Genomic DNA, 13,067 nt, shown 5'->3' on the forward strand with positions numbered 1-13,067 from the left:
CGGACGGGCCTCAGACCTGGTGGTTCCGGGGACGGATCCGGGCCGCCGGCACCGCCACGTCGTCCTTCGCGTGCAGGGCGTCGAGCCGGACGAGCACCTCGTCCAGCAGGTCGTCCACGCCCCCCGCGGCAGACGCGGCGCGGCCAGCTTCGCCAGCGACACGTCGATGTCCTCGCCACGGCGCTCCACGAGACCGTCGGTGAACATCACCAGGGTGTCCTGGGGGGTGAGGCCGAGCGTGACCTGCTCGTACCCGCCCACCCCGGTGCCCAGCGGCGGACCGACCGGCAGGGGCAGCAGTTCGCCGGAGCCGTCCCCGGCGAACAGGGCCGGCGGGAGATGACCGGCGCCCGCGATCGCCGCGGTGCCGCGGGCCGGATCGACCCGGACGAGTACACAGGTGGCCGGACGCCGGGTGCCGTCCTCGGCGACCGCCGCGTCGAGTCGGCGCAGCACCCGGTGGGGCGGCAGGTCCGTGGAGGCGACGTACCGCAGCATCGAGCGGTACGCGTTCATGTCCACCGCCGCGTCCGGACCGTGGCCCGTCACGTCGCCCACGACCAGCAGCGTCCTGCCGGAGTGCAGCCGTACGGTCTCGAACCGGTCCCCGCCCACCAGGGCGCTGCGCCCGGCCGGCAGACAGCGGGTGGCGAGGTCGAGGTCCGGATGGGGCGGCCGGGTTCGGCGAGCAGGGCCCGCTGGAGGTCCAGCACCGTGCCGCGGACGGCTCACCCGCATGCCGGCCCGGCGTTCCCCGTGACGCGGACGCCGCGCCGGGCCGCCCGCTCGCGGTGCCGCCGGGCGCCCGCGCCTCGGCGCGCGACCCGCCCGAAGGCTGGCTAGCGTGAACAGCGCAACCGTTCACCGGAGGAGAAGGTCGGGTCATGGCCGTACAGCCTGAAGGAACGCCCTGCTGGGCGGACGCGATGTTCAGCGATGTCGAAGGAGCCAAGAGTTTCTACGGGGACGTGCTCGGCTGGACGTTCGGCGAGGCGTCCTCGGAGTACGGCAACTACACGCAGGCCTACTCGGGCGGCAAGGCGGTGGCCGCCGTCGTACCGCCGATGCCCGGGCAGGAGGGCCAGTCCGCCTGGTGTCTGTACCTGGCGTCGCCCGACGCCGCCGCGACCGCCGAGAAGATCAAGGCCAACGGCGGCGAGGTGCTGATGGAGCCGATGAAGGTCGGCGAGTTCGGCACCATGGCCCTGGCCCGGGACCCCGGCGGGGCCGTGTTCGGCGTCTGGCAGGCGGGCGTCCACGAGGGCTTCGAGTCGCCCGGAGAGCCCGGCGCGTACGCCTGGGCCGAGGTCTTCACCCGTGAGCCCGAGAAGTCCGACCCGTTCTTCCCGGCCGTCTTCCCCTTCGGCGCCCAGCAGGTGCAGGACGACAACGTCGACTTCCGCATCTTCAGCGTCGGCGGGAACCCGGTCCTCGGGCGGATGAGGATGACGGACGAGTTCCCGCCCGAGGTGCCCTCGTACGTCAACGTCTACTTCGCCGTCGAGAACTGCGACGAGGCGGTGGCGAAGGCGACCGCGCGCGGCGGGGTCCTGCGCTTCGGGCCGATGGACAGCCCGTTCGGCCGGTTCGCCGCGCTGAGCGACCCGCAGGGCGCGTCGTTCTCGGTCATCGACCTGAAGACGACCCAGGGCGAGATGCCCACGATGACTGACGTGTCCTGAGAGCCGGCTCGTGGGACGCCGCCGGTGAGGAAGGCGCCCGGCGTCGACGGGGTGCGCGGCGCGGGCTCCTGCGGAGTGTGGTGAGCCCGCGCCCCGTGGGCCGCGGCCCTGCCCGGGCGTGGCATGATCGGGGTCATGCCTGAACGCGTTGTGGCCGCCTGTGACGGGGCTTCGAAGGGAAACCCGGGACCCGCCGGATGGGCCTGGGTCGTCGCCGACGGGGACGAGACCCCGACCCGCTGGGAGGCGGGACCGCTGGGCACCGCGACCAACAACGTCGCTGAACTGACCGCGCTGGAACGCCTGTTGACGGCGATCGCGCCGGACGTGCCGCTGGAGATCCGGATGGACTCCCAGTACGCGATGAAGGCCGTCACGACCTGGCTGCCGGGCTGGAAGCGCAAGGGCTGGAAGACGGCCGCGGGCAAGCCGGTCGCCAACCAGGAACTCGTCGCCCGCATCGACGAACTCCTCGGCGGCCGCACCGTGGAGTTCCGCTACGTCCCCGCGCACCAGGTCGACGGCGACCGGCTGAACGATTTCGCCGACCGTGCCGCCAGCCAGGCCGCGGTCGTCCAGCGGCCCGCGGGCAGCGACCTCGGGTCCCCGGAGCCGCCCGCGTCGCCCGACACCCCCGCGCCCTCCGGAGTCTCGCGCCGCCGCGCACCCGCCAAGGCGCCACGCCAGGGCGCGGCCGCCCGTACGCTCAAGGCCAAGTTCCCGGGCCGCTGCGTGTGCGGCCGTTCCTACGCCGCGGGCGAGCTGATCGCCAAGAACGCCCAGGGCTGGGGCCACCCCGAGTGCCGGACCGAGCAGCCGGACGGCGCCTGACGCTCCCGCGTTCCCCGTCCCTGCCCACCCGTCCCGGCCCACCGGCCCACCCATGATCGGACGCCCGTGACGGCGCGCCCCTCCGCGCGTGTGCCGTTCCGGGGTCCGGTCGCCCCGTCGAGGTCCACGGCCGTCTGTTCGGACAGACGTGCGACCGGTGCTACGGGCTGACACTCCCCGCCTCCGAGGCGAAGGCGAAACCGTCGAGGCGCTGGCCCACGCCCCCATGTCCCGCGCCCCCATGTCCCGCACAGCCGTGCCCCGCCTCGCCCCGCTCCGCCCGCCCGCCCCGCCCCGTCCCGCCTCGCACCCCGTCCTGCGACGCCATGGCCCGGCGGCGGTTCAGGCGTGCGCTCGGGCGTGATTTCCCGGCCGTCACCCCTGCTACTCTTAGTGATCAACTGACCGCACTGTGCAACATAGGGGAGTGCGCGTGAAGATCGCGTGCGTCGGTGGCGGACCCGCAAGCCTGTACTTCTCGATCCTGATGAAGCTCCAGGACCCGTCCCATGACATCACCGTCCACGAACGGAACCCGGCCGGATCGACCTACGGCTGGGGCGTCACCTACTGGGCGGGCCTGCTCGACAAACTGCGCGAGGGCGATCCCGAGTCCGCGCGCGCCGTCAGCGAGAACTCGGTGAGCTGGAACGACGGGGTCGCCCATGTGGGCGGCCGGGCGACCGTGCACCCCGGCGACGAGGGGTTCGGCATCGGCCGCCGCCGGATGCTCGACCTGCTGGCCGAGCGGGCCCGCTCCCTCGGCGTCCGCGTCGAGTACGAGCGGGAGATCGCCGCCGACCGGCTGCCCGACGCCGATCTCGTCGTGGCCGGGGACGGAGTCAACAGCGCCCTGCGCGAGCGTCACGCCGACCATTTCGGCAGCGAGATCGAGACGGGGCGCAACTACTACGTCTGGCTCGGCACCACCAAGGTCTTCGACTCCTTCACGTTCTCCTTCGTGGAGACGGACCACGGCTGGATCTGGTGCTACGCCTACCGGTTCGGGGACGACCACAGCACCCTCGTGGTGGAGTGCTCGCCGGAGACGTGGACCGGCCTCGGGCTCGACGGAGCGAGCGAACCCGACGGTCTCGCCCTGCTGGAGAAACTCTTCGCCGACCTGCTGGACGGGCACGAGCTGATCGGCCGGGCGCAGCCGGACGGCGCCGCCCAGTGGCTCCGGTTCCGGACCCTGACCAACCGGACCTGGCACCGCGGCAATCTCGTCCTGCTCGGCGACGCCGCCCACACGACCCACTACTCCATCGGCGCGGGCACGACCCTCGCCCTGGAGGACGCCATCGCCCTGGCCGGGGCGCTGCGGGAGGACACGGACCTCGAAACCGCCCTCACCCGGTACGAGCGGGAGCGCAGGGCGGCACTCCTCCCGGTGCAGAGCGCGGCCCGCCACAGCGCGCAGTGGTACGAGAACCTGCCGCGCTACATCCGCCTTCCTCCGGCGCAGATGTTCGCCCTGCTCGGACAACGGCACTCGCCGCTGCTGCCGTACGTGCCACCACAGCTGTACTACCGGATCGACCGCGCCGCCGGACGGCTGGAGGTGCTGCGCCGCCTCAAGCGCTGGCTGGGACCGAGGGTGGCACGCGGCGTCCAGGCCCGATCGCACCGCTAGGGAGCATTGCGGAGACAGCCCCGAGACGGGCCTGTCTCCGGGCTCGGGAGAGGCGGAGGCGGAGGCGGCGGAGCCTCGACGGCGTCGGCGTCGGCGCAGGTGCGGCGCGCGGGCCCGCGCGCCATGTCGGCGACCTCGTGAGAAGCGGACCCCGCTTGGGGTGAATGACAATTCACCAGTAGGGTGAATTGTCATTCACCTCTTTCTTCGTGTCTACTTCTGGAGTGCCGATGGCGGCCCTGCGCGAGCGGCTCGCGATTCCCGTCCTGGCGTTCGGCGGGATCCTCATGGCCGTCATGCAGACGGTGGTCGTCCCCCTGCTGCCCGACCTGCCACGGCTGACCGGCGCCTCCCCGGGCGCCGTCTCCTGGACGGTGACGGCGACCCTGCTCGCCGGAGCGGTGCTGACCCCCGTCCTGGGCCGCGCCGGAGACATGTACGGCAAGCGTCGCGTGCTGCTCATGGCCCTCGGACTGATGACCCTCGGCTCGCTGATGTGCGCGCTCACGTCGGACATCGGGGTGCTGATCGTGGCGCGCGCCCTGCAGGGCGCGGCGGCCGCCGTCGTCCCGCTGTCGATCAGCATCCTGCGTGACGAACTGCCGCCGGAGCGCACGGGTTCCGCCGTATCGCTGATGAGTTCCACCGTGGGCATCGGCGCGGCCCTGGGACTGCCCCTCGCCGCCCTCCTCGTGCAGTACGCCGACTGGCACGTCATGTTCTGGGCCACCACCGGGCTCGGTGTCGTCGGGCTCGCGCTGGCCTGGTGGGCGGTGCGCGAGTCGCCCGTCCGGGAGCCGGGCCGCTTCGACACCCTGGGCGCGCTGGGCCTGGCCGCCGGACTGGTGTGTCTGCTGCTCGCGGTGTCGCAGGGCGGCACCTGGGGCTGGACCAGCCCGGAGATCCTCGGACTGTTCGCCGCCTGCGTCGCCGTGCTCGCGCTGTGGTGGCGACAGCAGCTGCGTGCCGAGCGCCCCCTTGTCGACCTGAGGCTGGCGGCCCGCCCGCGCGTCGCCCTGCCGCACATCGCCGCGCTCCTGACCGGGTTCGCCTTCTACGGCAACTCGCTGGTCACGGCGCAGCTGGTGCAGGCGCCCACGGAGACCGGCTACGGGCTCGGGCTGTCCATCGTGGCCACCGGTCTGTGCCTGCTGCCCGGCGGGGTGACGATGCTGCTGCTGTCGCCGGTCTCGGCGCGCATATCGGCGGCCCGCGGTCCCCGGGTGACGCTGGCGCTCGGCGCGGCGATCATCGCCTCCGGTTACGCCCTGCGGATCCTGGACAGCCGCGAACTGTGGATGATCATCCTGGGTGCGACGGTCTGCGCCATCGGCACCACCTTCGCCTACTCCGCCCTGCCCACCCTGATCCTGCACGCGGTCCCGGCCGGGCAGACCGCGTCGGCCAACGGCGTCAACGTCCTGATGCGCACCATCGGGCAGGCCGTGTGCAGTGCGGCCGTGGCCGCCGTGCTGGTGCATCACACGAGCCTGGTCTCGGGAGCCCCGGTGCCCACCCTGCACGGCTATCTCCTCGCCTTCGCGATGGCGGGTACGGTCGCTCTGGTGGCCTGCGCGGCCGCCCTGTCCATACCCACCGACCGCGGCTCCCGCGAGGCGCCGCGTTCCGGCACCCGTACCGGCGCGCCCCGCGACGAGGCCCTCGAAGGAGCATGAGCACCGTGACCACTCCCCCCTCCGGTCTCACGGCGTCCCCGGCCGTGCCGGAGCCCGGCGAGCGGCTGGCCGCCGATCCGTCGCACCGGGGGGCGGCTCCCACCGCACCCCGCCGTGACGCCGAGGCGAGCAGGGCGGCGATCCTGCGCGCCGCCCGGTACCTGCTGGCCCGGCACGCCCACGCGGACATCACCCTCAAGGCGGTCGCCGACCGGGCCGGGGTGAGCGCGCCCCTGGTCCTCAAGTACTTCGGCAACAAGGACGCGCTCTTCGCCCGGGTGATGTCCTTCGAGTCCGACGCCGACGCCCTGCTGGACGCCCCGCTGGAGGAACTCGGCCGGCACATGGTCCGCCACCTCCTCGAAGGCCAGACCCAGCGCGGCGCCGATCCCGTCCTGCGGATCGTCTTCGCCCCGCTCCAGGGGGAGCGGGGCGACATACTGCGCGCCAACTTCCGCACCCAGGTCAGCGACCGTCTCGCCGGGCGGCTGAGCGGACCGGACGCCGGTCTGCGCGCGGAACTCGCGGTGAGCACCCTGCTCGGTCTCGGCGTGATGTACGGGATCGCCCGGGGCGCGCACCTGCGGGGCACCTCGATCGACGCCATCGTCGACCGGTACGCCCCGGCGGTGCAGGCCCAGCTCGCGCCGTGAGCCGTACGGCCCCCGCGCGAGCGGCAGCGGCGGTCGGCTCACCTCGTCGGGACGGAACCGGACACTGATCCGGGCTCCCGACGCCCGCGCCGTCCCGGGGATCGCGTGTTCCCAGGTGCGCCGGCAGGAGCCGCCCATGACGATGAGGTCGCCGTGGCCCAGCGGGCGTCGCACGGTGTCCCGGCCGCCACGGCGGGGCCTGAGCGGGAGATCGCGCGGGGCGCCCACGGACAGGATGGCGACCATCCTTCCTGGGACCCGCCGGTACCAGGCGGGTCCGACCGCGCAGGTGCACAGTGGGTGGCATGGCGAACACGGAGTTCGGGCGGACGGTGCGGCGCTGGCGCGACCGGGTGTCCCCGGAGGCGGCCGGGCTGCCCGGCGGCGGGACGCGGCGCGCGGCCGGGCTGCGCCGCGAGGAGCTGGCCCTGCTCGCGGGCATCTCGGTCGACTACGTCACCCGTCTGGAACAGGGCCGCGCGGCCCACCCCTCGGAGCAGGTCGTCGAGGCCCTGGGCCGGGCGCTGCGGTTGACCAAGGCGGAACGGGAGCACCTCTTCCGGGTGGCCGGGCTCGAACCGCCGGGACGGGACATGGTGCCCGCGAACATCACTCCCGGCGTCCACCGGCTGCTCGACCGGCTGAGCGGGACGCCCGTCGCGGTGTACGACGCGGCCTGGACCCTGCTGCTGGCCAATTCCCTGTACGCGGCCCTGCTGGGGGATCCCTCCGGCTGGCGCGGCAACGAACGCAACGGGGTCTGGCGCGCCTTCGTCGGCCCCGGCAGCCGGGTGCGGCACACGCCTCGGGAGCGGCGCGCCTTCGAGGCGACGCTGGCCGCGGACCTGCGCACGACCGCGAGCCGGTACCCGACGGACCGGCGCCTGCGGCAGCTGATCGACGACCTGTGCGCGAGCAGCGTGCGGTTCGCGGAGCTGTGGGAGACCGGAGCCGTCAGCCGGCACGCGGCGTCCCGCAAGACCGTCGACCATCCCCAGGTCGGCGCCGTGACGCTGGACTGCGATGTGCTCAGCGTCGCGGGCAACGACCTGCGGATCATGGTCTACACGGCCGAGCCCGGTACGGAGGACGCAGAACGCCTCGCCCTCCTGGAGGTTCTCGGCACCCAGGCCCTGGTGGAGTGACCCCCGGGCCGGCCGCCGGCGATCGGGCCGCGATTCCTACCTCTCGGCCAGCACCTCACGGATCACGTGCGTCGCGTTGGCCGCCATGACCGGGTTGGTCGTGCGGTAGTACGGGAGCTGGATCAGGGCCATGGACAGGGCCCAGCCGCGGCCCCGTGCCCAGCCGGCTTCGTCGGCGCCCGCGGCCGCGCGGAAGAGGGGCCTCGCGCCGGCCGGGAGGAGGTTCCAGGCCGGGATGAGGTCGCAGGCCGGATCGCCGGTGCCGAGGGTGCCGAAATCCAGGACGGCCGTGAGACGGCCCCGGCGGGTCAGGAGGTTCATCGGCATCAGGTCCGAGTGGACCCACAGCGGCGGGCCCGCCCACGGCGGCGCCGCGAGCGCCTCCTCCCAGGCCGCGGTCGCGGCGCGCGTGTCGATCGTGCCGCGGAGTGCGTCGATCGCCGACCGGGTCTCGGCGTCCACGGTGGCGAGCGGCACACCGCGGTAGGCGGTCGGCCCGTCGGGCAGGTCGATCTCCCGTAGGGCGGCGACGAACGCGCCCAGGTCGGCGGCGAGCGCGTCGGCGTCCGTGAGGGCGTCCGGCTCCGGGAGGTCGCCGTCCAGCCAGCGCATCACGGCCCAGTCCCAGGGGTAGCCGGCCCCGGGGGTGCCGACGTCCAGGATCTCGGGGACGGGGCACGGGAGCAGCGGGGCGAGTCGAGGCAGCCACGCGTGTTCCTTGGCCACGTCGTCGGCCCCGCCCGCGATACGCGGAAGACGGACGGCCATGGCATCGCCGAGGCGGTAGAGGGCGTTGACGGTTCCCGCCGACTCCACGCGCTCCAGGGGCAGTTCGGCCCACCGAGGGAACTGCTCGGCCAGCAGGCGTCGTACGAGCGAAGCATCGATCACCGCTTCGTCGGCGTGCATCGTGCCTGCGGGCATGGGTGCCTGCCTTCCGTGGTCCGTGGGGGGAGGTCCGACTTCCGCCATCGTGCGTCCCGTTCGAGCCGTCTCGCAACGTGTTTCGGGCGGCGGGCAACCTCGTGGACGCGATCCTCGTCTTGATCGGCAACGGCGGGTGACGCGTCGGCCTCCATGCGACAGCAATTCACGAGTGGAAACCGGGCGCTCTATACACCGCACGTATACATGCCATGTATACGTGCGGTGTATAGAGAGGTCGTCGCACGCCGGAGCCCAGAAGGAGACAACCAGAGCGTCACCGCCGGACCGTGATCGAACACGGAGGCGCGGTGGCGGACGGAAAGGCATCCATGTACGGCAAGGCCTCCGCCCCGGAGTACCAGGGCGCTTTGACCACCCTGTCCGTGAACTCCTCACTGACCGACGTCCTCGCGGCGGGCACCGAACAACTGCGCGCCGCCGAACGCGCGGGCGCTCACGCCGAAGCGGCCCGGTCGGGCCTCGCGGTCGCCGAGGCGCACCGCCGGCTCGGTCAGGTGGCGGACGCCGACCGGGCGTGGAAGGCGAGCTACCGCACGGCCCGCGAGGCCGGTGACGGTGCCGCGATGGCGTGGGCGCTGTGGAGCGGCGGCACGCTGGCCCGCCAGCGCGGAGCGTTCCCGCTGGCCTGGCGGCTGCTGCGGCTGGCCGCCGAACTCGGCGGCCGGGCGGGGGACGTGGTGGTGCGCGGCTACTCCCTCGCCGGACTGGCGGAGACCGGCCGCATCCAGGGGGACTACGCGGCCGTGACCGTCCTGCACGAGCAGTTGCTGGCCGAGGCCCGCAAGCGCGGCGAGGCCCGGCACACCGTGTGGGCCCTGGAGGGCATCGCCCAGATCCACCGCAACACGGGCGCGTACGACAGCGCCTACACCCTGTTCGAGGAAGCGGCCGGGATCGCCGCCCACGCAGAGGACCGGCGCGGCCACGCCTGGGCGCTGCGCGGCCTCGCGGACATCGTCTCGGTACGCGACGGGGACGCGGACCGCGCGCTGGAGCTGCTGAGCGAGGCGGAGGTGTCCTGCCGCGCGATGAAGCTGTCCGGCGCCCTCGCCTACAACCACAAGATGCGCGGCAACGTCCTCTACCGAGCCGGGCGTTACCCGCAGGCGCGCGACCTCTACACGCAGGCGCTCGGCGAGTTCGAGGCGATGGGGGAACCCCGTGGCCTGGCCCTGTCCCGGCTCGGCCTGGTCAAGTCCCTCGCCCGACTCGGCCGCGACCGCGCCGAGACGGCCGCGGAACTGGGCGAGTTGGCGCTGGCGCTGGAGGGGATCGGGCTGCGGCACGCCCGGCAGCTGATCGAACGGGCGTGCACGGAACTCGGGTTGACGCCCGAGACCGGCGAGGCGGAGGCCGCCTGATGACCTCCACCGCCCTGCGGCGCCCGGGCGCCCCGGCCGTCCACGCGCCGATCACCGCACCGCACATCCTGCGTCGCTGCCGCCGACTCGCGGCCCCCGCGCTGACGGAGGCGATCGGCCGGCTGCACCCCTGGATCGCCGAGATGGCCGGATACGCGCTGGGCCGCTGCGAGGTCGGCGGCGCCCCCGCCGACCACAGCCAGGGCAAGGGCGTGCGGCAGGCGCTGGCCGTCCTCGGCGCGGAGGCCGTCGAGGGCCCCGCCGAGGCGGGTGTGCCGGGAGCCGTCGCCGTGGAACTCGTGCACACCTTCTCCCTGCTCCACGACGACATCATGGACGGCGACGCGCTGCGCCGAGGCCGCCTCGCCGTGTGGAAGGCGTACGGCACCGGTCCCGCCGTCCTCGCGGGCGACGCGCTGTTCGCACTCGCCGTGGAGACCGTGGCCCTGACCCCCCAGGCCGGGGGAGCGGTACGGCAGTTGACCACGGCCCTCGGTGATCTGGTGCGCGGCCAGGCCGACGACCTGCTGTTCGCCGACCGTCCCTGGACCGGGCCCGAGGCGGTGAGCGCGGGGGAGTACGAGACGATGGCCGAACGCAAGACCGGAGCGCTCCTCGGCTGCGCCCTGGCACTCGGTGCCCGGCTGGCGGGAGCGCCGGACGGCACGGTGGCTGCCCTCGACCGTGCCGGACGCCACCTCGGCGTCGCCTTCCAGATAGCCGACGACGTGCTCGGCATCTGGGGCGATCCGTCGGTCACCGGGAAACCGGTCCACGGTGACCTGCGCCAGGGGAAGAAGACCCTGCCGGTCCTCGCGGCCCTCGCCGCGCCCCGAAGCTCCGAGCTCACCGGACTCCTCGCGTCCGCCCCCTCCCTCGACGACACGGGCGTCGGTCGCGCGGCGGTCCTCGTCGAGCGGGCCGGCGGGCGTACGGCAGCCGTGCGCGAGGCGCGCCGGCATCTGGTCGCGGCCGACACGCTCCTCGCCGGCCTGCCGCTCGCCCCGGGGCCCGCCGTGGAACTGCGCACGGTGCTCGCCGCCCTCGCCGACCGCACGATCTGACCCCCACCCGACTCCCGCGAGTCGACCCCCTCACCTCTCCAACTCCCGATCCCCATTGCCTGGTTGCACCCTCCCCGGCTCCGCGCCCCTGGTTCCGCCCGCTCCGGGCCGGGGGTGCGAGATGGATCACACGGGCGGGTTGATCGGCCTCGCCGGGCAACCGCGCCCGCCCCCTTCCCATCTGTCCGGTCGGTTCGGCCCCAGCGGCGCCCGACGGCGCCGTCCGTCAGGCGGTCGGTGCTCCCGGCCGCCCTCGCTCGAAGGAACTCAGTGCGTAAACCCCACATACGCCGCGTGGCGATGTCCGTCGCGGTGACGACGGCCGCCACGCTCCCGGGTCCCGCTTTCGCGGTGGCCCCCGACAGGCCCTCTCCCACGGCGGCTTCGGCCACGTCGCCGGTGGCCGCAGCCGAGGCGGCGGCGTTCGCGCACGCCTCGGCCACCGGTGTCACCCCGGGGGACACCCTCCACGCCAAGGACGTGATGACGGACCCGGACGGAAAGCGGCACGTCCGGTTCGTCCGCGGCCACCGGGGCCTCCCCGTCCTCGGCGGCGACCTGGTCGTCCACCTCGGCAAGGCGGCGGAGTACCTCGGCGTGACCCGGGCCGCCGACCACCTGGTCGAACCGTCCGGCGTAGAGGCGAAACTGACGCCCAGTGAGGCGGAGCGGAAGGCCGCGGCGGCCGCGCGGGGTGAGGCGGGCGACGCCCGGCTCGTCGTGGACGCCCGTGACGGCGCCGCCGCCCTCGCCTACCAGGTGCTGGTGACCGACAGCGACACCACGGAGGCCGGCGGCTCCCGCACGGTCGTCGTGGACGCCCGCACCGGCCGGATCCGCAGCAGCACACCGGAGAACGACGAGTTCATCTCGCCGTCCCTGGCGGACACCCTGCGCGGGCGGGGTGAGCACGCGACCCCGCGGACCGGTACGGCCACCGCGCTCCCCGGTCTCACGAGCGGGACCGCGGCGGGCCGCTATCCGGCCACGGCGACCGGGAGCGGGGCCTCGCTCTTCGCCGGGAAGGTGGCGCTGACCACCACCCGGACCGCGCGGGCCGCCTATCTCCTCAAGGACCCGACCCGGTGGAACACCGAGACCCGGGACGCCAAGGGGCAGGAGCTGGAGTCCTTCGCGCGGGGCAAGAAGTTCACCGACGGCGACAACAAGTGGGGAACCGGCGCCACGTCGAGCCGGGCCACCGCCGCGGTCGACGCCCAGTACGGCATCACCAAGACCCTGGACTTCTACAAGAAGACCTTCGGCCGCAAGGGCGTCAGGAACAACAGCGCCGGGGCCCGGGGCATGGTCCACTTCGGCGACAAGGTCGGCAACGCCTTCTGGGACTCGACGTGCGGCTGCATGCTGTACGGCGACGGCGACGGCCGGGTGTTCAAGAAGCCGCTCGTGGTCCTCGACGTCACCGGCCATGAACTGACCCACGGTGTCGTCGACGCGACCGCCGCCCTCGAACCGACCCGCGTCGACGAGGACGGCGACCAGTACGGCGAGCCGGGCGCCCTCAACGAGTCGCTCGCCGACGTCTTCGGCTCGAACGTCGAGTTCTCGGCGAACAACCCGAGGAACCCGCCGAACTACCTCGTGGGCGAGAAGCTGGGCCTCGCGCAGAAGTTCCTGCGCCGCCTCGACCACCCCTCCCTCGACGTGCTCGAGGAGTCGATCGACTACTGGTCGCCCGCCGCGTACGACACCGAGGTGCACGCCGGCTCCGGCGTCTCCTCGCACGCGTACTACCTGCTGGCCGAGGGCAGCGGCCGGAAGACGATCAACGGCGTCGCGTACGACTCGCCGACGTACGACGGTTCGCGGGTGACCGGCATCGGCCGGGCCAAGGCCACCGCCGTCTTCTACCGGGCGCTCACCCGGTACATGGTCTCCACGACCGACTTCCACGACGCGCGCAAGGCCACGCTCAAGGCCGCCGCCGACATGTACGGGGCGGGCAGCGCCGAGTACAAGGCGGTGGGCAGGGCCTGGGCCGCCGTGAACGTCACCGCCGCCAACACCCCGGCGCCGCGCCGCTGACGGACGACGCGTCGGGGGTCCCGCC

Annotated in this window: 10 protein-coding genes and 2 pseudogenes; 9 read left to right on the forward strand and 3 right to left on the reverse strand. The window is 73.6% G+C overall.

Translation table 11 applies throughout. The features are described from left to right. Positions 1-10: 10 nt before the first annotated feature. Positions 11-725: pseudogene (locus tag ACFYW7_RS27900) on the reverse strand (PP2C family protein-serine/threonine phosphatase); the annotation flags it as partial. A 159-nt stretch (positions 726-884) separates the two neighbouring features. Between ACFYW7_RS27900 and ACFYW7_RS27905 the strand changes: the two are divergent. From ACFYW7_RS27905 to ACFYW7_RS27925, 5 genes are all read left to right on the forward strand, one after another. After that, the gene (locus ACFYW7_RS27905; protein WP_389507154.1) at positions 885-1,682 is read left to right on the forward strand and encodes a VOC family protein; all 798 of its coding nucleotides are present in this window, start codon (positions 885-887) and stop codon (positions 1,680-1,682) included. A gap of 123 nt (positions 1,683-1,805) precedes the next feature. Then, entirely contained in the window at positions 1,806-2,513 is a 708-nt protein-coding gene (locus ACFYW7_RS27910; protein WP_389507156.1) for a ribonuclease H, read from the forward strand. Between the two features lie 433 nt (positions 2,514-2,946). Further along, positions 2,947-4,149: an FAD-dependent monooxygenase gene (locus tag ACFYW7_RS27915; protein ID WP_389507158.1), complete on the forward strand. Its 1,203-nt coding sequence runs from the start codon at positions 2,947-2,949 to the stop codon at positions 4,147-4,149. Between the two features lie 230 nt (positions 4,150-4,379). Then, positions 4,380-5,825, forward strand: coding sequence for an MFS transporter (locus tag ACFYW7_RS27920; protein ID WP_389507249.1), 1,446 nt, complete (start codon positions 4,380-4,382; stop codon positions 5,823-5,825). Further along, complete coding sequence (locus tag ACFYW7_RS27925) at positions 5,822-6,478, forward strand: TetR family transcriptional regulator (RefSeq protein ID WP_389507160.1); 657 nt, start codon at positions 5,822-5,824, stop codon at positions 6,476-6,478. Before ACFYW7_RS27920 ends, ACFYW7_RS27925 begins: the two co-directional genes overlap by 4 nt. 39 nt (positions 6,479-6,517) lie before the next feature. On the opposite strand, the pseudogene ACFYW7_RS27930 reads toward ACFYW7_RS27925, so the two are convergent. Further along, positions 6,518-6,724: pseudogene (locus ACFYW7_RS27930) on the reverse strand (alpha-ketoglutarate-dependent dioxygenase AlkB); the annotation flags it as partial. A gap of 59 nt (positions 6,725-6,783) precedes the next feature. On the opposite strand from ACFYW7_RS27930, the gene ACFYW7_RS27935 reads away from it, so the two are divergent. After that, complete coding sequence (locus ACFYW7_RS27935) at positions 6,784-7,623, forward strand: helix-turn-helix transcriptional regulator (RefSeq protein ID WP_389507162.1); 840 nt, start codon at positions 6,784-6,786, stop codon at positions 7,621-7,623. 36 nt (positions 7,624-7,659) lie between these two features. On the opposite strand, the gene ACFYW7_RS27940 is transcribed toward ACFYW7_RS27935, so the two are convergent. Then, positions 7,660-8,547, reverse strand: a complete 888-nt coding sequence (locus ACFYW7_RS27940) for an aminoglycoside phosphotransferase family protein (protein WP_389507164.1) — start codon at positions 8,545-8,547, stop codon at positions 7,660-7,662. 332 nt (positions 8,548-8,879) lie between these two features. On the opposite strand from ACFYW7_RS27940, the gene ACFYW7_RS27945 reads away from it, so the two are divergent. The 3 genes from ACFYW7_RS27945 to ACFYW7_RS27955 all read left to right on the forward strand — a co-directional run bounded on the left by ACFYW7_RS27945 (position 8,880) and on the right by ACFYW7_RS27955 (position 13,042). Further along, a complete protein-coding gene (locus ACFYW7_RS27945) occupies positions 8,880-9,932 on the forward strand; it encodes a tetratricopeptide repeat protein (RefSeq protein WP_389507251.1) in 1,053 nt (350 codons plus the stop codon). Further along, a complete protein-coding gene (locus ACFYW7_RS27950; RefSeq protein ID WP_389507166.1) occupies positions 9,932-10,996 on the forward strand; it encodes a polyprenyl synthetase family protein in 1,065 nt (354 codons plus the stop codon). Before ACFYW7_RS27945 ends, ACFYW7_RS27950 begins: the two co-directional genes overlap by 1 nt. Positions 10,997-11,266: 270 nt before the next feature. After that, a complete protein-coding gene (locus ACFYW7_RS27955) occupies positions 11,267-13,042 on the forward strand; it encodes a M4 family metallopeptidase (protein ID WP_389507169.1) in 1,776 nt (591 codons plus the stop codon). Positions 13,043-13,067 lie beyond the last annotated feature (25 nt).

Origin of the sequence: Streptomyces sp. NPDC002580 (assembly GCF_042889485.1) — a bacterium.
GTDB lineage: Bacteria > Actinomycetota > Actinomycetes > Streptomycetales > Streptomycetaceae > Streptomyces.